The organism is Luteibacter sp. UNCMF331Sha3.1 (assembly GCF_900109915.1).
GTDB lineage: Bacteria > Pseudomonadota > Gammaproteobacteria > Xanthomonadales > Rhodanobacteraceae > Luteibacter.
Genome location: NZ_FOBU01000002.1, coordinates 1159471 through 1178236, shown reverse-complemented (window position 1 = coordinate 1178236; position 18766 = coordinate 1159471). Strand labels below are relative to the sequence as shown.

The following is an 18766-nucleotide window of genomic DNA, read 5'->3' as shown; positions in this document are numbered from 1 at the left end:
ACATGCAGATTCCGCTTGATATTTCGATGTCTACAGCGACTTGCAACGCTAGCGGGCTCATGTCACTAGCGGCTGCCCTCGCCGAGAGATTCTAGGTCGCGGCCGGTGGTGGATGGCAACCTGCAGGGCGACGCGATGACCACACGGCGGCGGCTCGCGGCGCATGGACGCATGGACGCATGGACGCATCTGAAGGCGCCCGGTGACTTTATGCACTTCGACGTCTCAGGCTGACGGGAAGCTCCGAAGAACCGCTGGGATGGCGCGGGCCGCTACCCCTGGTCAGTATGATCGTCAACGCTAGCTCGCGGAGCGACCTAGCCACACCGGGGATCGCTAGAGGGTGCCTATGCGCTAGCCGACAAGGTCGAGGGCAGAGTTATGATGCTCCATCGAAGCTAGCTGAGATCGCCATATGTCTCCGATTGATGTGGACCATTACGACCCGCCGGTCGAGCCCGTGCCGGATAAAATCCATCGGATGGCTCGCGCAGTGATTGGGGCGATGCCCGTTTTTTCAGGCGCCGCTCTTGAGCTGTTAAACGCTCTCATTGAAGACCCGTTCCAGAAGCGTCGGACCCAGTGGTTCCACGACCTCAGTGGGGCTCTGAATCAGGTCACCGTCCAAGTGGAAGAAGTCGGGCGTCATCAGGCACGCCAAGACGCCGTCCTTACCGCAGTCCTGAAGACAAGCGATGTGGCCCTGCGCACCAGTGATGCCGGCGTTCAGCAGCGATTGATTGCCGTGGTGCTCAATACGATCAAAGATGAGACGCCCAGCGAAGAGAAGTTGTCGGTCTACCTATCGACCCTCAGCCAAATGACCTCCAGCCATTTGAAATTGCTACGCTGGATGGGCGCCCGGCAGCGGTATGAGCACGGAACCGAGATTCGAGAAAAAGAAAGGCTCTTCCTGGGAGAGGTTCCCGACGTAATCGGAAGATCAAACAGCATTCCAGCCACACGGTTGCTTAAGGATCTAGAGTCGTTATCGTTGATCCATTCGCCTGAAGGTTCGCCCTGGGGATCCAACCTCACCAACTATTGCACCATGGTGGTCACAGAGTACGGCCGAGAGTTTGAAGGCTATACCACTGCATCCAGCGCGGGAGCTGACTGAGCCTGCGAGCCTTACTTTTAACCTCGTTCTGGGCTTCCGAATCGCAGTCTTCGGTGTTGCTTATTCACGATGCGTGAACGGGCGAGATGCCCGTTCCGAATTTCAGCAACAACACCTACAGCATGTGCGCTGGCCGGCTGAGCCAATGATGGCGTGTTAACCCACGCCCCCCCCTGTCGGCACCCCAAGGAGGCGGCAGTTCCGCCTGCATGCGGATTTACCTGGAAATACTACAGTCGAGGGCGCCCTAATGCGTCCCGTGCTTCCCTGTCCTCTGGCCGTGGCGGTCCTCGGCGTCCACTTGGCGCATGCGGGAGTCATACCACCGCCGCCAGTGGATGGGGCGATTGTTTCGCAGGGCGTAGCGGGTCCAAATAAACAAGCAGTCCGGGTGTTCAGCGGATATACCAATGTCGGCGAACCCGTCCATATTCGGGTCGGCATCGAGCCGCTCGCATTCGTGGACCAATTCTTCAAAGGGAACCTTAAGAAAGGCGGCCAGTTCAGCATTCGAAAACAAATCGACATCCGGTCGGAACCGGCCGATACCGACTCGCGGGCACTGCTTCGGCGGCGTCGCCGCCTGGAGGAGGTCAAAGCGCAAGTGGTACCCGCTGATGGTGCCTTGCAGGATGTCGACCGGCCGGCCCTTCAAGGCTGCACAGATACGCTTGGCATGCGCCGGAGCCATGCGGGGGCCTAAGAACACCCGGGTGAGCGCGGAATCGAGATAGTGCTTCGGTCCGACCACGCCCGTGATGTATCGCCACTCTTGCTCGTGGGCCCACTCGTGGCGCTTGCGCGTCAAACGCGATGTGACCACCGGTCCAACCTGTTCTCTGGACCGAAACATCTCTTGCATGGATAGGGCCGGCAGAGCGCGCTCCGCATAGGTCACTTGGTGCAGTTGGTCGCCTTGCAAGGCGCCGTAATGCAACGCCAGCGGGTCGAACTCCAAGCAAAAACCAGCAAAGTTACTCGCGTAATAAGCCCACAGCGGCAGGGCTTCATGGTTCTGAGAGAAAGAAATCAGTGCCGTCTTCTCGACGAACCGCGTGACCACCCCATAAAAGTGATTGAGCGCATCAGCCGCCTGCGGGGCGAGTTGAATGAACAGTTGGTCTACCTCGTCCCCGACCTCGAGAAAGGCTTCCATCGGGTCATTCATCGCTGAAAACGGCGGGGCGAACAGATAGCTCTGTTCCAGAGCCTCGACTTCACGCTCCAAAATTCCGTCGTCGCAGGGGCGATAGCGGTAAAGGCTCTGGGGCTTTGTCATGGCCTGTCCTGTGTGCGACTGTCGCCGCGCAGTGCCTCCCGGGCTTCTAGCAAGGCACCGAAAACCTTTAGCCATGCCTCCATCGAGACCCCGGCTGCTTCGCACCAGTCTCTAATCTGCAACGCATCCATGCGCACGACTCCCTTTTCGACGACTGAGACGAAGCTCTGGTTCGCATCGAGGCGGTCGGCGAATTCTTTCTGAGAGGGTTTCGCGGCCACGCGCAGCTCCCGGAGGCTTGTCAGCAACGCAGCATTCTCTGGCCGACAGAGCGACTTCTGCCGGGTGGTCGGTACTTGGCGTTTAGGCTGAACGGGCTTAGCGGGCATGGCAGGTCAACACACAGCGGCAAGCCAAACGGGTTATTTGCAACGGGCTCGTTAATCCCTATCAGCCTCCGTGCTTCATCGAATGTCGCAGCGACGCGCGCCGACATGACGTAGACCTGTGCCCGGGCCAGTCGCGCGCTCCGAGTGCCCAGACTACGCGTGATGACGAGCAGACCAAAAGCGCTTTGAAGGTCTGACGGCACTTTCTGCCGAAAATGAAGCACGCTCGTGGAAGAACGAACCAAGTGATGAGGAAGCCACATAGAAGAGTCCCAGCGGGTGTCCACACACCGAATCTGACTGACGCGAAGAAAATCCTTATGCATTTAGCCTGGTCTGGCGGAGAGAGTGCCCGCTGCCATGGTGTCTCCGCTTGTCTCGTTACGTCTTCCGATGTCTCTCATACGTCTATTTCATAGGCATTTCGTTGCCTAAGGTTGTCTCACCCTGTACATTCCAATCGCTCCCCGGTTGGGGGACCGTTTGGAAACGATCATGCCGAAGAAAGCGAAGGAGCAGTCCGCGCTGTGGGTGAAGAACCATGCGCGCTTACCCGGGATGCACGCAGTGGGCGGAGTTGCTGGCTTGCTGCTTCATGTGCGAGGAGGAGCGGCTGCATGGGTGCTTCGAGTCATGATCGGTGGCCGGCGCCGCGAGATGGGCCTCGGCGGCTTTCCTTCGGTGACATTGACTGAAGCCCGCGATAAGGCGCGCGCGTGTCGTTCAAAGATCGATCAAGGCATCGATCCGATTGCTCAGCGGCGAGCAGCGCGCGCGGCCCTCGTAAGTGCAATCACATTCGACGAGGCGGCGAAGCGACTCGTCGCCAGTAAGGCGCCTGGATTCAAGAACGCGAAGCACCTTGCACAGTGGTCAAGCACGCTGACGACGTACGCGAGCCCGCTCATCGGCGACCTTCCAGTCGACCAGGTCGATGTGCACCACATCGAGACCATCCTGTCGCCGATCTGGCAGACGAAGACCGAAACTGCGAAACGTGTTCAGGGGCGCATCGAGGCTGTGCTGGATTGGGCGACGGTTTCGAAGCACCGATCCGGCGAGAATCCCGCGCGATGGAAGGGAAACCTCGACAAGCTCTTTCCGGCGCCGGCGAAGGTGAAGGCAAAAAGCCACCATCCTGCCCTCCCCTTCAATTCGGTTCCGGGGTTCATGATGCAGCTGCGGACGCGCGCGAGCGTCACTGACCGCGCTCTCGAGTTCCTGATCCTCACCGCCGCCAGGTCTCAGGAGGTGCGCGGCGCGCGCTGGCCGGAGATCGATCTCGACGCTGGCACGTGGACCGTGCCAGCCGGCCGAATGAAGGCTTCAGTCGAGCACGTCGTGCCGCTCTCCAAGCGAGCCATCGCGCTCCTCCGCGGCCTACCTCGGTTCGCTGGAGAACACGTCTTTCCGGCCCCGCGCGGCGGCGAGCTGTCTGACATGACGCTATCGAAGGTAATCAAGCTGATGCACGCATCGGACACGAGAGGTGGTGGATCCGGCTTTATGGATCCGAAGGAAGGACGCCTCGCTGTACCTCATGGTTTTCGCTCGTCATTTCGCGACTGGGCATCGGAACGCACGGCGTACCCTCGGGACGTCGTCGAGATGGCTTTGGCGCACACGATCGGAAACAAGGTCGAGGCCGCATACCGGCGCGGCAACTTGCTCGCGAAGCGAGCGCTGCTCATGGAGGAGTGGTCTGCGTTCGTCGAGCGTGCCGGCGGAGACTCGAAGGTTGTGGCACTTCAGAGGCGCGCTTCCGCGTGAGGCCTGCGCTACCATCGGAGCGGGGTGAGGAACCATCAATCAAGGGGAAATTAATGTCAGACCGTAGTGCAACGGCTAGCGAGATCACCCGCGACCTCCTCGTGGCGTACATCGGCCGAACCAGTGGGTACTTGGGCGGGGGCGACGCAAAGAAAACTGCCCAAGACATCGCTGATGCTTTCGAGATCATTTATGCGAAGGTGGCTGAGAAATGGCGCAAGGAGTAGCAGCTTGACAACGTTTGGCACCAGTTTCTAATGAGATCACCTTGTCTCAATTGGTGTCACTCAGTGCCTCACGATATTGATGCCCTCCCCGATTCGACGCTTCTTCGCGAGAAGGAGCTGGTACGGCCAGAGGGCATTCTCCCCTTCGCCCGAGCCACGCTGTGGCGACACGTGCGCGACGGATCCTTCCCTCAGCCGATTCGGCTCCCTGGCGTCCGCATGACCTGCTGGCGCGTCGGTGATGTGCGTGCTTGGCTCGCCGCCGCATCTGAGCCTGCGAAAGCCGCTTGACATGCCGGCCTAGGCAGGAGCAGCATTAATCGTCGCCGCACAATCGGCGACCGGGCGTGAGAACCCGGGAAAACCAAAGGCGCAAAGCGCCGGCAGGCGCTTTTTTCATGCCCCGATTTTATGGCGGGCGTGTCGGGCGGGCTTCGGCCCGGCCAGGTCTCCTTTGGTCCCTGGTTTCTCACCCCGGCACGTCCGTCACCCTGTCGTGTGAGAACGCGAGGTGGCGGTTCCCCAGACCGAAGGAGCCTACCCATGTCCATCAACACCGTTCTCGCCGCCGCTCTCGGCCTCAATTCCGCCGACCGCGCCGCGCTCATACGCGCCCTGCGCGCAGTTGATGCCGGCCTCGATCTCGCTCCGGGTAGCGTGGCGTCCAGCACGCCAGAGGAAGTGCGCGCGCTATGCGGCACGGCCGCGAGCACCGAGTTTCGAATCACTCAGCGCCACATCGATATCATCAATGAGGCGGCCGCACGCGTTGCCGCGATGGCCGGTACGGATAAGTCGACAAGACTCTAGTAGACCTTGACAACGTTGCTACGTGCGCAAGAATTTCATCATCCGGTGCACTCGCCCGGTGGAAAGCAGAGTCGCTCACGTACTCAACGGAGCGGCTTTTTTTATGCGCAGAACCCGTGCTGGAGCCACTATGACGAACGAAGCAAGCGATACTGAGCCGCTTCCCCCTCTCGCACATAGCGTCGGAGATGCCGCGCGCCGAATCGGCGTCAGTCGTGCGTACCTGTTTCAACTCATGGCCGATGGGATGGTCAAGCGCATCAAGCTTGGCCGACGCACGCTGATTACCGAAGCCGAGTGTCAGCGCGTAATCGAATCCGCAGCGAAGGAGGCCGCGTGATGGATATCCCGCCGCTCGGCCCCGATCAGGACGACGTCACGCACGCGTCCCGCCAAGCCGTCGTGAACAGCCCGCAACTGCTCGCCACCATGGCGGAAACGGCGACCGGGCGAATGGAACTCCGGAAACACCGCGCTATCGCTTCGCAGAAGCTGCGAACCGAAACCGATTGGCGCGAGATCTGCTACGCCACCTATATGCTCCACGCGATCGATGCCGTACTTGCGCCGAAGCCGAAGCGCAAACGTGCCGTGAAGCGAAAGGCGCGACCGAGGCTCGCCGCGCACCTCAGCAGCTTCCGCGACGACGTACGCCGGATCCAGACTACGACCGGCCTTGCGTCCGAGCTGTTATCGCTGCACACGCTCGACGAAACTCACTCGCCTGCTCTCGTGCTGGACTTGAATGAGGCGCTCATCGCAACGCGCAAGGCGGCAAGCCTAGCGGAAACCCTGGCTCGCGAGATCCGCGCGTGACGGTGGCGACGATGGCAGCATCATTCGACGAACTGCCCGAGTCCATGCGCGCCGCGCGCCGGTGGCTGCTCTGGAGAGAGGAGCCAAGCGACTCGAAGTCGAGGAAAGTGCCCTTTTACACGACTGGCGTGCATCGTCACGGCCAACTCGACACTGCGGTCGACACGAACAGCCTAGCGACCTTCGATGACGCCGTGGCTGTGCTCGCCGCCGGCGGATACACCGGCCTTGGTTTCGCGCTGGGGGCGGATGGTACCGGCAACTACTGGCAAGGGATCGACTTCGATGACGTCCCGAACCGCCCGGCGCTGCAGCTGCTCGCCGAGGACCTGCCCGGGTATGTGGAGGCAAGTCCGTCAGGCAGGGGGATTCACGCGATCGGTTATGGGAAGGAATTTGCGCCTGCAGGCAGCAATGGCTCCGGCATCGAGGCGTACTCGCGCGGTCGATTCTTCACTGTCACCGGCGAGGGCGCTGGTCTCGGCGAGCCGACGTGCTTGGCCGACCACGTCGAGCTCGTGCTGCGTCCCATCCACCGCGCGCATGCATCGCAACCATCGGTCTCGGTGACGCGAGGCGAAGCGGTAACCCCTCAGCAGGTTGCGGAGCTTCGAAGCGCTCTCGCGTCGATTCGAGCGGATGATCGTCAGGTCTGGATCGAGAATGGTCAGCGCCTCCGTAGCTTGGGTGACGTGGGGCGCGAGCTCTGGATCAGCTGGTCCCAGACGTCCGACAAGTGGCGCCCTGCCGACGCGCGCACCTGGGACACGCTGGACGGCTCACAGACCAGCTTTCGTGCGGTCTTCGCCGCAGCGCAGGCCGCTGGGTGGGTGAATCCCATGAGCTCGGCGTCGGCCATGCCAGCGATCGCCGCGAATGACGACATGCCGAGTCTCAAGGAGATCGACCTCTCCGCGCTCCTCACCGCATCGCTCAGTCCGCCGGGATTCGTTATCGAGCCGCTCATTCCGCGGCGCGTCGTTACCTTGCTTGGCGGGCACGGGGGGCTCGGGAAGACGATGCTCGCCCTCGTGATCTGCGCGCATGTCGCGGCGGGACGTGGCTGGGGCCCCTTCGCTATCGAGCAGGGTCGTGCGGTCTTCGTAAGCCTCGAGGATGACGCGCCGATCATCCTCTTTCGCCTCCGCGCAATCATCGATGAGTACTCCCTCCCCGCTGACGAGGTCCGCGCCAACCTGCGTATCTTCGATGGCACCGACATCGCTCCCGAGCTGATGGTGCCGCACGGCGCCGGCGGAGTCGTAACGATGCGCGAGACCCCACTCCTTGGCGTTGTCAGCGAGGCCGTCCAAGGCGCAGACCTCACCATCATCGATAACGCGTCCGAGAGCTTCGGCGGCAATGCAAACGATCCTATGCAGGTGAAGGCATTCCTCCGGCGGCTGAAGGCGATCGCCATGCGCAACGATGCCGGCCTCGTGCTTCTTGCGCACGTCGACAAGGCCAGTGCGAAGAATGGCGCTCAGGGCAACTCGTACTTGGGCACGGCAGCGTGGCACAACTCCGCGCGTAGCCGACTTGCCCTCGTGAAGGATGACAACGGGCCGATGGAACTGCGCCACGAGAAGTCGAACCTCGCCGCGAAGGCCCAGCCGATCCTGCTCCAGCAGGCGCGCAATGGCGTGCTCGTACCGGCGGATGGCGGAGGTTCGCGGGAATCTGCTGAAGCGCTCATCGCTGCGGCGGATGCCGATGCGGTTTACGGTGTTCTGGTGCACGCCATCAACGCGGGACTTACTGTGACCGCAGCTACCGCAGGTCCGTCGACTGCGTGGCACGTCCTCGCGAGCTTGCCGGAGCTCGGGCCGCAATACCGGAACCATGACGGCAAGCGCCGCGTCCAGGCCGCGCTGGTGAAGCTGTCACGCGACGGTCGCATCATCAGGGCCGAGTTCAAAAAGCCGGATCGCCACACCGGAACGCGATGGGAACTGCCGCAACGTGCGGCCGATATCGCAGCGTAAAAGTGCGGCGGTAAATATCCCCCATACCCCCTGTGCGACTACCGCCGCACCCGGGGGCGCGGGATACGCGGGTAGAGCAACCACCGCAGCAACTACCGCATGACTCCCGCACTCCCGCAGTCGATGGGCGGCGCAAGGGGGTCGTGGATCAGCTAGCGCGGCACGTGCGGCTCACTCACGCGCCATTCCTTACCACTTCGGCGGAGCCTTTCTCCGCCAAATATCTCCTGCACGCGTTCTGCGCCAAGGCAGAGGTCTTTACAACGAATGACCGCCCATCAAACTGCTCATCATAGGCATGTCGCGACACACTCCCGCGCTAACGGCGCGAAGCCACTCACAGGATCCAACGATGTCCCTCGACCAATCCAACAAGACCGAGCACGGCGTGCAGCACGTCGCCGCCGGTACCCCCTTCCACCTTCCGGCACTGTCCGACACCGACCTCGCCGGCGAACCGGCGATTCGCTTTGCCGTCGCACTCGATGCCGTCAACGACCTGCACGCGAAGACTCAGCAGGTGCAGGCCGACCCCCACCTCACGGGCCAGGGCAAGGACGCCCAACTGCGCCCCCACCGCGAGCGCACGCTTGACCAGGTCGCAGCCACGCTGGAAGCGCTGGACAGCTACTCGGGCAGTCTGGACAAGCGCGAGGCCGAGCTCCTGCGGGTACCCGAGCTGCACCGCGAGGCCGCAGCCGAGGCAATCATCGATCGCGAGCTGCGCGACTACTGGCGCAGCCTGGATATGGATGGCCGCCACAAGCTCCTCGACGCGATGAACAGCGGTCCCGAGCATCAGCGCCTCGAGATCGCCCTTCTCCGCTCCCCGTATGCCCAGCTCGATCACGAAATCCGTGTCGTGAGGGAGTCATGGAACCGCGGCCGCCGCATCGAGAACCCGACCGAGGCCTTTGCCATCGAGGCCGGTCGCTCGCAGGTCGAATGGGGACGCCGAGCTATGTCCCACCTGTCGTCGATCACCCTGCGCACCACGGCCATGGGTGAGGGCGCACTCAAAGCGCTTGTGAGCGCGGGGCGTGAGAAGGCCGCCAAGGCTTTCGGCTACGACCAAGGCCAGATCGAGGACATGAAGCGTCAAATCCAGATCGAGAAGCAGCGGAGCGCCGCGTAATGAACACCGTACGCTTCTCCCGTCACGGCCACCGCCTGATCAACGAAGAGCTGGCCCTGCGCTGCAAGGGCCTCCCGCCCGAGCGCATCTGCGCATTTTCCACCGAGCTCCTCATCGCCACCACGCGCGACGCGCACAATGGGAAGCAGGCCGCCTAAATGGATATCGCCAGCCTAGGCGTGCGAGTCACCACGCAGGGCGCCACCGAGGGCGCCGCACAACTCGACAAGCTGGACGCAGCGGCAAAGCGCGCCGAGAAGTCCGCAGGGGCGCTAGGCGCCTCCACGGACCGCACAGCTGACGCCCTTGGCGGATACGCCGCCAAAGCGTCCGTGGCCGCGAAGTCCTCGAAGGAGATCGCAAACGCGACACGGATGATCGGTCCGCAGCTGACCGACATCGTCACCGGCCTCGCTGCAGGCCAAGCGCCGCTGACTGTCCTTATCCAGCAAGGCGGGCAGCTGAAGGACCAGTTCGGCGGCATCGCACCTGCCCTGAAGGCAACCGCTGGCTACATCGTCGGCCTCGTGAACCCTGCAACGATTGCAGGCGCCGCCATCGCGACGCTGGGGGCCGCATGGGTGCAGGGAGCGGAAGAAAACGAGGCGCTCAGCCGCTCCATCATCGCGACGGGCAACTACGCCGGCGTGACGACGGAATACCTTCAGGACATGGCGCGCGGCCTCAGCCAGGTCGCCGGCACGCAGCGTGCCGCCGCCGCGGCTCTGGCCGAGATCACGCAGTCCGGAAAATTCACTGCGAATCAGATCGCCGAAGTCGGCATCGCGTCGGTCGCGCTGGCGAGAACGTCGGGACAGGCGGTTGACGAGACCGTGCAGCAGTTCGCGAAGCTCGCGGATGCACCGACGAAGGCGATCACGGAGCTCGACTCCAAGTACCACTTCCTGACCGCTTCGATCTACAGCCAGATCTCTGCACTGGAAGACCAGGGCCGCACGCAAGATGCGGCAACCCTCGCGATTCGTACCTACTCGCAGGTCGCCGTGGAGCGCGCCAACGCGGTCGAGGGTAGCCTCTCCAATCTCGAGCGCGGCTGGATCAAGGTGAAGGACGGCGCTCTCGGCGCCTGGGACGCCATGATCGGCGGGGCCGGCCGGCAGACCACGATCGCCCAGCAGATCCAGGCGCTCGGCGAGAAGATCAACAATCTCCAGTCGTTCTCATCGCCCGACCTCTCTGACCGGTCGAAGCAGAGCGCGATCGCCAACATGCGGAAGCAGCTCGCCGATCTCACACGTCAGGAGCAGCAAGAATTGCGAGCAGCGTACCTCGATGGAGGAAAGAAGCAGCTGGCCAGTGCCGCGATCGCCTTCGATCAGGAGGCCTCAGGATTCGCGACCATCGAACAGAAGCGCGCGACCGAGATTGCCGCTGCGCATACGAAAGCCAACGACCTCGTCGCGAAAGCCTTCGCCGCTGGCGACATCAAACTCGCCGCACAGATTCAGGCTAACGAGCAGACCATCGTCGCCGGCATCGCGTCCAAGTACAAAGACCCGAAGCCCAAGCGTGAAAAAGCCGACCCGGACTACTACACGCAGGATCGCGCCCAGATCGAGGCGGAGATCGCCGCCGAGGGCAAGCTCTTCGACCAGCGCACCCGCGCCGCTGCCGCTATCGAGGTGTACGAGAGCGGCCTTGCCGACCTCATCTCTGCGCGCCGCGCCGATATCGATCTCCAGGTGCAGTCCTACGGCCTCGGCAGCATGGAGATCGCTCGGCAAGCACAGCTGAACCAGATCTACGCGGACGCCGCTCGGAAACGCATCGCGCTCGTCCACGACATGAACCGGTCGACCGACAACGACACGCGCGAGATGTACGCGAACGAATTGGCTGCGCTCGACAGCTACACGCAGCAGCGTATCGCTGTCGAAGTGAACGGCTTCCGCGAGGTCGATCTCGCCCGCGAGAACTGGCACAACGGCGCGCGAAGCGCGTATGCCGACACCCTCGACGATGGCCGCAACGTGGCCGGCATGACGCACGACTTCTTCATCAACAGCTACGAAAGCATGGGCGATGCGCTCGCTGACTTCGCCGTCAATGGGAAGGCCAGCTTCAAGAGCTTGGCGTCTTCGATCCTGAAGGACCTCGCTCGCATGGAGATCCGTATCGCTGCCTCGCAAGCATTGATGGCGATCTTTGGTGGCGGTGCCGCGACCGGTTCCGGGGCCATGGGCGGATCGATGGCCAGTATCTTTGACGGCGGCTTCAGCGGCTTCGCAAAGGGCGGCGTCTTCAATTCGCCGAGCCTCTCCTCGTACAGCGGTCAGATCGTCAGCCAGCCCACGATGTTCGCTTTCGCGAAGGGTGCCGGTCTCATGGGCGAGGCGGGACCGGAAGCCATCATGCCGCTTTCGCGAGGCAGTAACGGAAAGCTCGGCGTAGCCGTGAATGGCGGTGGCACTGCGGGGTCCAACGACGGCACAGTGGTGAACGTCAGCGTGACGGTCAACAGCGACGGCGCGTCGAGCGTGCAGACCTCTGGCGGTGACCAAGCATTCGCAAAGCAGTTCGGTCAGGCGATGGCAAACGCCGCGAGCCAGGAGATCGCCAAGGCGCTCCGTCCGGGTGGCCAGATCTACAGCGACAGGAATCGTCGCTGATGGCCCGGCCATGCTCCATCTGCGAACATCCCGATCGAGCCAGCATCGAGATTGGCCTAGCCAACGGTATCGCCCTGCGCGTACTTGGCCTTCGCCATAGCGTCAGTGACGACGCCCTTGGCCGTCATCGGCAGAAGCACATGCCCGGGGATCTCCTAGGTCGGCTCCGCATGCGTTCCGCCCGCTCCGAAGAGGAGCTTGCGCAGGTTCGCGAAGTTGAAACCAAGTCGCTCCTGGACAACTTCACTCGCCAGAGGCAGATCCTCTACCGCAACGCCGACATGTCCTTTGCCATCAAGGATCTCGCCGGCGAGCGAGCCGCGATTAGTGAGGCGGGAAAGGTGACGGAACGCATCGCCAAGCTCTTGGGTGAGCTCAGCGTCGGCAATGTCACTGTCAACCAGCAGATCAACCTGATTCAGTCGCCCATGTGGCACCAGATCCGTACCGCTCTTGTGCGTGAGCTCCGCCCTCTCGGTCCTCAAGCGATTGCGGCATGCGGCCGTGCAATCGAAGCCGCGGAGGCTGCTATCAATCTGCCGATGGAATCGACGCTCCCGGCGATAGAGGCAGCATGACGGCCAGCACCTTCTCTGCTGACATCGCGCGATTCGTCGAAAAGGCGAAGCTCGCCCCCGCCGTAGTCGTGCGCAAAGTGTCGATGGACATCCTCACGTCGGTAGTGATGCGTAGCCCTGTGGGTAATCCTGAGTTGTGGGCGATCAACTCGACCGCGCGGAACTACAACGCCGAAGTCGCCGCGCACAACAGCTCGCTCCGGCAAGACCCGTCGAACCTCACCAAGACTGGTCGTTTGAAGGCAGGCCGGAGGCTCAACGACGGCATGGGCATAAAGGCGCCGGCTGGTTACGTCGGTGGACGGCTCCGCGCGAACTGGACCGTCTCACTGGGCGCGCCGAGCACAACCGTCTTCGACGAAGTCGATAAATCAGGTCAGCGCGCGATCCAGCAGGGTATCGCGGTGATCCAGCATGCAAATGGAGTGCAAGACATCTACGTCATGAACAACCTTCCCTATGCTCGAGCCATCGAGTACGGCCACAGCACGCAAGCGCCCGCCGGCATGGTGCGCGTGACCCTCGCCGAGGTCGACGCGTACGTCAGCCGCGCGGTGCAGGAGTTGGAGAAATGAGCGCGGCAATCGATTTCCGGCGTGCCGCAGATCCCGCGCACGTTTTTCGCGAGGGCGTACGTGACGCCGAGGGGAAACCAACCGAGCCGGCGGCGTGGCAAGAGGACGTAATCCGCTCCGAGGCGAAGAAGCGGCTGATCCTTGTGAGCCGCCAGGGCGGCAAGTCAACCACTGTAGGAGCGAAGTGTGCTCACGGCATGGTGTACGCGCCCGGCCTGTACCTCGTCATCTCGCCCACGCTCCGCCAGTCCAAGCTCTTCCTGAAGAAGACGCTCGATGTCTACAAAAACCTGACCGGGGTACCGAGGATCACGAGCGCTACAAAGACGGAGATGCACCTCGAGAACGGATCCATGATGGTCGCGCTTCCGGGTGACGATGACGCCAATATCCGCGGCTTCAGCGCGCCTCGCGCCATTATCATCGACGAAGCGAGCCGAGTGCCCGACAGTATCTACGCCGCTATTCGCCCCATGCGCGCCGCGTCACCGAACTGCCAGCTGATCGCCCTGACCACCCCCCTTGGGGTCGCCGCGGCTGGTTCTACGAGGCTTGGGAGTCCGACACTGGGTGGGTTAAGACGCGGGTGACTGCCCACGACTGCCCGCATATCACAGATGAATTTCTCGCAGAAGAACTCGCCGAAAAGGGCGACTGGTACGTGCGCCAGGAGTTCCTGTGCGAGTTCGTGGACAACGAGGAATCCTTCTTCAGCTCGGAGCTGATTGACGGAATGATTGACGAGACCATGGAGCCGTGGGCATGAGCGCAGCAGCAACGATATCGACTGAAACGTTCCTCCACACGCGTCGACGCCTCACCGTGGGCGTCGACCTTGGCCAGTCCAAGGACCCAACCAGTATCGCGGTCATCGAGAAGACGAGCCGAGAGGTCGACGTCGGCGCTCCACTGGCGTATTTGCCATCGCTCCGTGCGACTCTGCGCGACGACCGCCCGGTGTACCGACTCCACGCACTTCAGCAGGCACCCCTCGGGGAGTCGTATCCGGCGCAGGCTGAGCGCCTCAAGCGACTCCTCGCCCTTCGGGCGATTGCCGAGCATGACCCTGACGTCTGGATCGACTACACGGGCGTCGGGCGCGCGGTGTACGACATCTTTAAGCAGGAGCGCGTCCCCAATATCCAGCCTGTCACCATCACCTTCGGCGGCCAGCCTGGGCCTAATGGACATGGCGGCCACAGCGTTCCGAAGCTCGAGTTAGTCAGCCGTTTACAGGCACTGATGCACAGCGGTCGGCTCCTCATGTCACCAAACCTTCTGCTGGCGAAGGCGTTCCGACGTGAGCTTGCCGACTTCCGCGTGAGCTATACAGCGGTCGGCAACGCCACCTTTGGCGCCCGAGAGGGAGCGCACGACGATCTCGTTCTGGCGGTTGCGCTCGCCGTCTACGGCCTCGATAGCGAGCAAGGGATCGAAGTGTCGCCGCTCCGAATGTAGCCATTCCCGACTACATCGCATGCGGTCTATTCTTCGGCATCGAAATCGAATGAGTCGAGCAATGCGACCAGACACTCAAGAACCGGTCTTCCTGACCCTCGACCAGGTGAAGGAACTCACCGGCGCCGGCACGCGCCGAACCGTGATCGCCACTCTGCTGAAGAACGGCATTCGGCATCACATCCGAGCCGATGGGTGGCCTGTCGTTGCGTGGGCGGCGATCACCGGAGTGCCGGCAAGCGCACCACCGCCGCGGCCGAAGTGGCGCTCCAATCTCGACACCCGAGGGGTATGAGCGATGGGCAGAAGGTGAATCGGTCAGGCATCTGGCACCAGCGGGGCGGTCCAGATAGTCTTGCGTCGATCTGGGGAGGGATCTAACCGTGACCGATACACACGAGTACTCCGTCGAGGAAAAGCGCCAGATCTATGCGAAATTCCTTGAGGAACACAACAGGCGCGAGACGTCGACCAGTGACGCCTACGACCGCGCGATCCTGACGTTCAGCACTGGTGCGCTGGCCCTATCCCTGACGTTTATCAAGGACCTTGTCCCTGACTTTTCTCAAGCGGCACACAAAGGGGCATTGCTCGCAGCATGGATACTGTGGCTGCTTGCTTTGATGACAACCATTGGATCGTTTCTGGTGTCGTTGAAAGCTGGCCGACACGAGGTAAGGCGAGCAAATCGGTACTACCTTTTAGAGGATAACGGGGCCCTCAAAGAAAAGAACCGATGGTCGTCGGCGATTTGGATACTGAACCCCGTGGCGGGATCTTTCTTCGCGCTCGGCGCGATCTTCATGGTGTACTTTGTCTACACCAACCTTGCGGAGCATCCCATGACCAACTCGAAGTCCGATGCCACGAAATCAGTGGTCCACGTTGGCGACGCCATGCCTCCTGCCTTTCTTACCCGGCTCAGTGGCGCTGGGCCGGAGCGTACTGACAAGGGCCTGCCGCCGCCGCAGATGACGGAACTGCCGAAGGCTCCGCCCGCCCCGCCGCCGGCGCCTCCGGCGAAGAAATAGGATCAAGACCGATCCTCCGCGCCCTTCGGCTTCCTGGGCGGCAGTGCGCCGCCCGACCCACGCAAGGCGCGCCGCTGCCGGTCGAGCTCACGTACGTCGGGCATATGGCAGCTTAGGTAGCGCTCGACGAAGTACATCGCCTTGTCCTCGGCCCGGGCGTAGCAGTGAAGCTCCCGGCTCGGCCCGGGGGTGACCGCGGCACGCCACCGGCCGTCCGCATGCGCGGTCTTCGTGATGTAGGCGACGCTCACCCCATCGACGAGGGCGAACCACGCCGCCCCCTCGACTGCAGGCGGCTTCCACTCGATGTTGGCGATGCTGTGCATGGCCGGCGACGTTACGCTGGGCCGGTCTCAGAAATGTGGACGGTGCGCGCTCCTCGCGCGAGGAACCACCGGCAACCGCCGGACCTTGCACGGGAATTTCGCGGGCTGCGCGCGGCCGCTAGAATGACCTCCCCCAGAGCCAGAAGGATGGCCTATGCAGCGCCAAGGCGGACCCGACGTGCGGGTGAAGTATTTCGATGTGCCCCCGTTCGACCCGTCGGCGGATCTGCGAGACAGGGAGCCCATGCGCGCGATCCTTGAGCCGGCCCCGTCCTCGAACTGGGTGGACGTCTTCGTGGAGCTGCTTGAGACAGCCGACCCGATGGTGCGGCGGTCACATCCCGTCTTGCTCGACGCACTGATTACGTTCTTTCCGGCCCCCGAGGAAGCCCGTGGAACGGCGATCCTGCTGAAGGGGTTGGTTCAGGAAACGAACGAGGCCTACCGGAAGCGCGGTTTTGGCGATCCCGGGCAGGTGCAGAAGCGTAAAGCGATCCACAGCGAGCTCCAGAAGCTGGCCGCATCACTGAATAGCGAGCAGCCGGTCGAGCCCAACGCGCTCGGTGCTTCGCCCTTCGCGCGCCCGAAGGGCGGCGAAAAGCCCTAGGGCCGGCCATGTCCACGCGCGAAACCCGAGTTCTGGAGATTGCTGAGATCGTACGCGACGCTGCGGCAATGAACGACGCTGCGCTGGACCGCGACTTCGACGAGGCGCGCTTCCGCGTCCGTCTGGTCATCGACAAGCTCGAGGTCGCCGGCCTGCATGCGGCCGTTGAGGTCGCGCTGCGAGTGGCAAGCCTGCTCGGCCAGCCCGGCACGGAGCCGAGGCCCGGCTACGGCGAGGCCATGCTCACGCTGGCGAGCACGCTGGACGACATCGGGTTCGATCCGCTCTGAGCGAGTCAGTCCAACCAGTGGTTGGCGCGAGCGGGGTAAATCAGGCTGGGATCGATGGAGCGATCGCAGCGGCATAGCGGGAGGCGAAAGTCGTCACCGCAGCGAGCCTCGAAACCTGAAGCTCACAATCCACCTCGGTGATCGTGGCCGCGAGATCGTAGTCAGCGCATTCACGCACCTCGATCGCCTTCAAAAGAGCCAGCGACGCCACCTTAGCCGCGTTGCGGAAATTCTTCCTGATATCGGCGTCGGGGTGGTCCCATCGCTGGAGGCGGCGGTATGCCTCGCGATGACCGATCAAGCCAGGTCGCACCGAAGCTTTAACTTCCGGAAGCGATTCAACATGCGGCCTAATAGTGTGATATGTGGAGTAGTAGGTTCGGCTGATCACCGCGCGGATCGTTGCCTCCGATGCACCGGCGCTGCCGTCAAGCGGAAAAAAACAGCAGTCAGACAAAATAGCTGCAGCAGAAATTCCCACGCGCTCACTCCATTCCGAAAACGACCCAGCCTTCAGTGACGGCTGGCAGATCCAATTCTGATAAGCGCGCATATGCTGCCATCTCGTATCGAGAAAGAGCATTAGGATCTTCGCCCTCGAACGAAACCGAATATGAAAGGGACGGGACATCGTCATCCATGACGAACGCGGCACGCCACGTAAAGCCGGCGCGGCGCTTCGGGAGAACCGCCCTAAACTCCTGAACTGCAACTACCGCGTCCTCTTCCGAGACGCCGGTCCGCGCTGCCCAATCACTGAACAACAGTGCAGTTGCAAACGCCTTCGAATCCGCTGGCGTAGGTACACCCCAATACGGACGAAGTCCGACCTTGGATAAAGCGTCGTCGTCCGACCGCTCGACCTGATTGCACCACGAGGCAACGAGGTCTGCCGCTGCTTCGACCGCGCCGCCCTCGAGCAGCACTCTGAAGAAAGCTTGCTGAAACATCACATCGGAGCGATACGCTGCCAAGTTGTCGCGCGCAACTTTGAGCATGGCCCTGTGGTCGCGAACCATGATCAGCGCGAGCAGATAATTCAGGAGAACACCGCTGCTCACGGCGGACTGCAGTGCTCTATTGAAGTTCCGGCGAACCCCTTCACTGTCCATCAGCACCGAGTCGACCATCCCCATGAAGCTGTAGTAAGCATCTGGAAAGTCGCGCTGCATGGGCAGCGCCCGACGCTTGAGCTTTGCGAGCTCAAACTCAGGAAGCGGAAAGCGTTCTTCCAGTGCCGTCAATTCATCGACAAGGTCGTTGAAGATCGGTGCCGGGTTGGGAGTCGTCACAGCGAATCCTTGGTTAGAAACACGCCAGGCAAAGCACTCCAGAGTAGCAGCGTAGCTCTGTCATTTCCTGAACGTTCTAACCCCAAAACATTCCCTTCCATACGTCCATCCCCCTGATCCATTTGCGGAGGATGCCGAGATCTGACCGGAGAGGCAAGCAAAAAATGCGTCCTACGCAGGCGTCACCCGACGCTTTCACGCGGCCGTTGGCGGGCGCTCTTATCGCAACGGTCTCCGTTCGCTCAGGGCGCTACCGCCACTCCCCACCACCCACCCAGTTGGTGGAATATTTGATGGGCGAAACGTTAAACGCCGCTCAAGTTGTTGATTAGATTGACTCACTGGCGGAGAGAGTGGGATTCGAACCCACGGTAGGCTTACACCTACGGCAGTTTTCAAGACTGCTGCCTTAAACCACTCGGCCATCTCTCCGTTTTAATCGCACCGCCAGGCATTGCACCCACCGGCTTTGGAACTCGAACGCGCCGGTCACCCAGCGCGCCGATTG

At 62.2% G+C, this 18766-nt stretch carries 23 protein-coding genes and 1 tRNA gene; 18 read left to right on the top strand and 6 right to left on the bottom strand.

Annotated elements, in window-relative coordinates:
• The first annotated feature begins 415 nt into the window (after positions 1-415).
• A complete protein-coding gene (locus BMX32_RS13745) occupies positions 416-1120 on the top strand; it encodes a hypothetical protein (RefSeq protein ID WP_089979578.1) in 705 nt (234 codons plus the stop codon).
• Between the two features lie 247 nt (positions 1121-1367).
• On the opposite strand, the gene BMX32_RS13740 is transcribed toward BMX32_RS13745, so the two are convergent.
• Both BMX32_RS13740 and BMX32_RS18685 read right to left on the bottom strand, forming a co-directional pair.
• Complete coding sequence (locus BMX32_RS13740; RefSeq protein ID WP_170843660.1) at positions 1368-2399, bottom strand: DUF2971 domain-containing protein; 1032 nt, start codon at positions 2397-2399, stop codon at positions 1368-1370.
• Complete coding sequence (locus tag BMX32_RS18685) at positions 2396-2620, bottom strand: helix-turn-helix domain-containing protein (RefSeq protein WP_170843659.1); 225 nt, start codon at positions 2618-2620, stop codon at positions 2396-2398. The genes BMX32_RS13740 and BMX32_RS18685 overlap by 4 nt, the downstream gene beginning before the upstream one ends.
• A gap of 603 nt (positions 2621-3223) precedes the next feature.
• On the opposite strand from BMX32_RS18685, the gene BMX32_RS13735 reads away from it, so the two are divergent.
• From BMX32_RS13735 to BMX32_RS13665, 15 genes are all read left to right on the top strand, one after another.
• Positions 3224-4498: a tyrosine-type recombinase/integrase gene (locus BMX32_RS13735; RefSeq protein WP_089979574.1), complete on the top strand. Its 1275-nt coding sequence runs from the start codon at positions 3224-3226 to the stop codon at positions 4496-4498.
• Between the two features lie 770 nt (positions 4499-5268).
• Positions 5269-5535 carry a hypothetical protein gene (locus BMX32_RS13725; RefSeq protein WP_089979571.1) on the top strand — a complete coding sequence of 89 codons (267 nt, stop codon included), beginning with the start codon at positions 5269-5271 and terminating at the stop codon, positions 5533-5535.
• Positions 5536-5665: 130 nt separating this feature from the next.
• A complete protein-coding gene (locus BMX32_RS13720; protein ID WP_089979570.1) occupies positions 5666-5875 on the top strand; it encodes a MerR family transcriptional regulator in 210 nt (69 codons plus the stop codon).
• Positions 5875-6351 (top strand): hypothetical protein, encoded by a 477-nt coding sequence (locus BMX32_RS13715; RefSeq protein ID WP_089979568.1) that lies wholly within the window; start codon positions 5875-5877, stop codon positions 6349-6351. The genes BMX32_RS13720 and BMX32_RS13715 overlap by 1 nt, the downstream gene beginning before the upstream one ends.
• Before the next feature lie 11 nt (positions 6352-6362).
• On the top strand, positions 6363-8336 hold the full coding sequence (locus BMX32_RS13710) for an AAA family ATPase (RefSeq protein WP_139206740.1): 1974 nt from the start codon (positions 6363-6365) through the stop codon (positions 8334-8336).
• Between the two features lie 352 nt (positions 8337-8688).
• Positions 8689-9471 carry a hypothetical protein gene (locus tag BMX32_RS13705; RefSeq protein WP_089979565.1) on the top strand — a complete coding sequence of 261 codons (783 nt, stop codon included), beginning with the start codon at positions 8689-8691 and terminating at the stop codon, positions 9469-9471.
• The gene (locus BMX32_RS18680; protein WP_170843658.1) at positions 9471-9629 is read left to right on the top strand and encodes a hypothetical protein; all 159 of its coding nucleotides are present in this window, start codon (positions 9471-9473) and stop codon (positions 9627-9629) included. The genes BMX32_RS13705 and BMX32_RS18680 overlap by 1 nt, the downstream gene beginning before the upstream one ends.
• On the top strand, positions 9630-12101 hold the full coding sequence (locus BMX32_RS13700) for a phage tail tape measure protein (protein WP_089979563.1): 2472 nt from the start codon (positions 9630-9632) through the stop codon (positions 12099-12101).
• 170 nt (positions 12102-12271) lie between these two features.
• Positions 12272-12679 carry a hypothetical protein gene (locus BMX32_RS13695; RefSeq protein ID WP_139206739.1) on the top strand — a complete coding sequence of 136 codons (408 nt, stop codon included), beginning with the start codon at positions 12272-12274 and terminating at the stop codon, positions 12677-12679.
• Positions 12676-13254 carry a hypothetical protein gene (locus BMX32_RS13690; protein WP_089979560.1) on the top strand — a complete coding sequence of 193 codons (579 nt, stop codon included), beginning with the start codon at positions 12676-12678 and terminating at the stop codon, positions 13252-13254. Before BMX32_RS13695 ends, BMX32_RS13690 begins: the two co-directional genes overlap by 4 nt.
• Positions 13251-13844 carry a hypothetical protein gene (locus tag BMX32_RS13685; protein WP_089979558.1) on the top strand — a complete coding sequence of 198 codons (594 nt, stop codon included), beginning with the start codon at positions 13251-13253 and terminating at the stop codon, positions 13842-13844. Before BMX32_RS13690 ends, BMX32_RS13685 begins: the two co-directional genes overlap by 4 nt.
• Positions 13841-14020: a hypothetical protein gene (locus BMX32_RS13680; RefSeq protein ID WP_089979557.1), complete on the top strand. Its 180-nt coding sequence runs from the start codon at positions 13841-13843 to the stop codon at positions 14018-14020. Before BMX32_RS13685 ends, BMX32_RS13680 begins: the two co-directional genes overlap by 4 nt.
• Complete coding sequence (locus tag BMX32_RS13675; protein WP_089979555.1) at positions 14017-14712, top strand: hypothetical protein; 696 nt, start codon at positions 14017-14019, stop codon at positions 14710-14712. Before BMX32_RS13680 ends, BMX32_RS13675 begins: the two co-directional genes overlap by 4 nt.
• A 61-nt stretch (positions 14713-14773) precedes the next feature.
• Entirely contained in the window at positions 14774-15007 is a 234-nt protein-coding gene (locus BMX32_RS13670; protein WP_089979554.1) for a DUF4224 domain-containing protein, read from the top strand.
• 88 nt (positions 15008-15095) lie between these two features.
• Positions 15096-15743, top strand: coding sequence for a hypothetical protein (locus tag BMX32_RS13665; RefSeq protein ID WP_089979552.1), 648 nt, complete (start codon positions 15096-15098; stop codon positions 15741-15743).
• A 2-nt stretch (positions 15744-15745) separates the two neighbouring features.
• Here BMX32_RS13665 and BMX32_RS13660 read toward each other — a convergent pair whose 3' ends face one another.
• Positions 15746-16069 carry a hypothetical protein gene (locus tag BMX32_RS13660; RefSeq protein ID WP_089979551.1) on the bottom strand — a complete coding sequence of 108 codons (324 nt, stop codon included), beginning with the start codon at positions 16067-16069 and terminating at the stop codon, positions 15746-15748.
• Between the two features lie 154 nt (positions 16070-16223).
• On the opposite strand from BMX32_RS13660, the gene BMX32_RS13655 reads away from it, so the two are divergent.
• Positions 16224-16676 (top strand): hypothetical protein, encoded by a 453-nt coding sequence (locus BMX32_RS13655; RefSeq protein WP_089979550.1) that lies wholly within the window; start codon positions 16224-16226, stop codon positions 16674-16676.
• A gap of 8 nt (positions 16677-16684) precedes the next feature.
• A complete protein-coding gene (locus tag BMX32_RS13650) occupies positions 16685-16966 on the top strand; it encodes a hypothetical protein (protein WP_139206738.1) in 282 nt (93 codons plus the stop codon).
• A gap of 40 nt (positions 16967-17006) precedes the next feature.
• Here BMX32_RS13650 and BMX32_RS18485 read toward each other — a convergent pair whose 3' ends face one another.
• From BMX32_RS18485 to BMX32_RS13635, 3 genes are all read right to left on the bottom strand, one after another.
• Positions 17007-17447 (bottom strand): hypothetical protein, encoded by a 441-nt coding sequence (locus tag BMX32_RS18485; RefSeq protein WP_139206737.1) that lies wholly within the window; start codon positions 17445-17447, stop codon positions 17007-17009.
• Positions 17448-17451: 4 nt separating this feature from the next.
• On the bottom strand, positions 17452-18258 hold the full coding sequence (locus tag BMX32_RS13640) for a hypothetical protein (RefSeq protein ID WP_089979546.1): 807 nt from the start codon (positions 18256-18258) through the stop codon (positions 17452-17454).
• Between the two features lie 342 nt (positions 18259-18600).
• Positions 18601-18690, bottom strand: a tRNA-Ser gene (locus BMX32_RS13635).
• Positions 18691-18766: the final 76 nt, after the last annotated feature.

Excerpts from the sequence above, each read along its gene's own strand:
- BMX32_RS13745 (WP_089979578.1), top strand. The coding sequence starts at position 416 with ATGTCTCCGATTGATGTGGACCATTACGACCCGCCGGTCGAGCCCGTG.
- BMX32_RS13740 (WP_170843660.1), bottom strand. The coding sequence starts at position 2,399 with ATGACAAAGCCCCAGAGCCTTTACCGCTATCGCCCCTGCGACGACGGA.
- BMX32_RS13735 (WP_089979574.1), top strand. The coding sequence starts at position 3,224 with ATGCCGAAGAAAGCGAAGGAGCAGTCCGCGCTGTGGGTGAAGAACCAT.
- BMX32_RS13725 (WP_089979571.1), top strand. The coding sequence starts at position 5,269 with ATGTCCATCAACACCGTTCTCGCCGCCGCTCTCGGCCTCAATTCCGCC.
- BMX32_RS13720 (WP_089979570.1), top strand. The coding sequence starts at position 5,666 with ATGACGAACGAAGCAAGCGATACTGAGCCGCTTCCCCCTCTCGCACAT.
- BMX32_RS13715 (WP_089979568.1), top strand. The coding sequence starts at position 5,875 with ATGGATATCCCGCCGCTCGGCCCCGATCAGGACGACGTCACGCACGCG.
- BMX32_RS13710 (WP_139206740.1), top strand. The coding sequence starts at position 6,363 with ATGGCAGCATCATTCGACGAACTGCCCGAGTCCATGCGCGCCGCGCGC.
- BMX32_RS13705 (WP_089979565.1), top strand. The coding sequence starts at position 8,689 with ATGTCCCTCGACCAATCCAACAAGACCGAGCACGGCGTGCAGCACGTC.
- BMX32_RS18680 (WP_170843658.1), top strand. The coding sequence starts at position 9,471 with ATGAACACCGTACGCTTCTCCCGTCACGGCCACCGCCTGATCAACGAA.
- BMX32_RS13700 (WP_089979563.1), top strand. The coding sequence starts at position 9,630 with ATGGATATCGCCAGCCTAGGCGTGCGAGTCACCACGCAGGGCGCCACC.
- BMX32_RS13695 (WP_139206739.1), top strand. The coding sequence starts at position 12,272 with ATGCGTTCCGCCCGCTCCGAAGAGGAGCTTGCGCAGGTTCGCGAAGTT.
- BMX32_RS13690 (WP_089979560.1), top strand. The coding sequence starts at position 12,676 with ATGACGGCCAGCACCTTCTCTGCTGACATCGCGCGATTCGTCGAAAAG.
- BMX32_RS13685 (WP_089979558.1), top strand. The coding sequence starts at position 13,251 with ATGAGCGCGGCAATCGATTTCCGGCGTGCCGCAGATCCCGCGCACGTT.
- BMX32_RS13675 (WP_089979555.1), top strand. The coding sequence starts at position 14,017 with ATGAGCGCAGCAGCAACGATATCGACTGAAACGTTCCTCCACACGCGT.
- BMX32_RS13670 (WP_089979554.1), top strand. The coding sequence starts at position 14,774 with ATGCGACCAGACACTCAAGAACCGGTCTTCCTGACCCTCGACCAGGTG.
- BMX32_RS13660 (WP_089979551.1), bottom strand. The coding sequence starts at position 16,069 with ATGCACAGCATCGCCAACATCGAGTGGAAGCCGCCTGCAGTCGAGGGG.
- BMX32_RS13655 (WP_089979550.1), top strand. The coding sequence starts at position 16,224 with ATGCAGCGCCAAGGCGGACCCGACGTGCGGGTGAAGTATTTCGATGTG.
- BMX32_RS13650 (WP_139206738.1), top strand. The coding sequence starts at position 16,685 with ATGTCCACGCGCGAAACCCGAGTTCTGGAGATTGCTGAGATCGTACGC.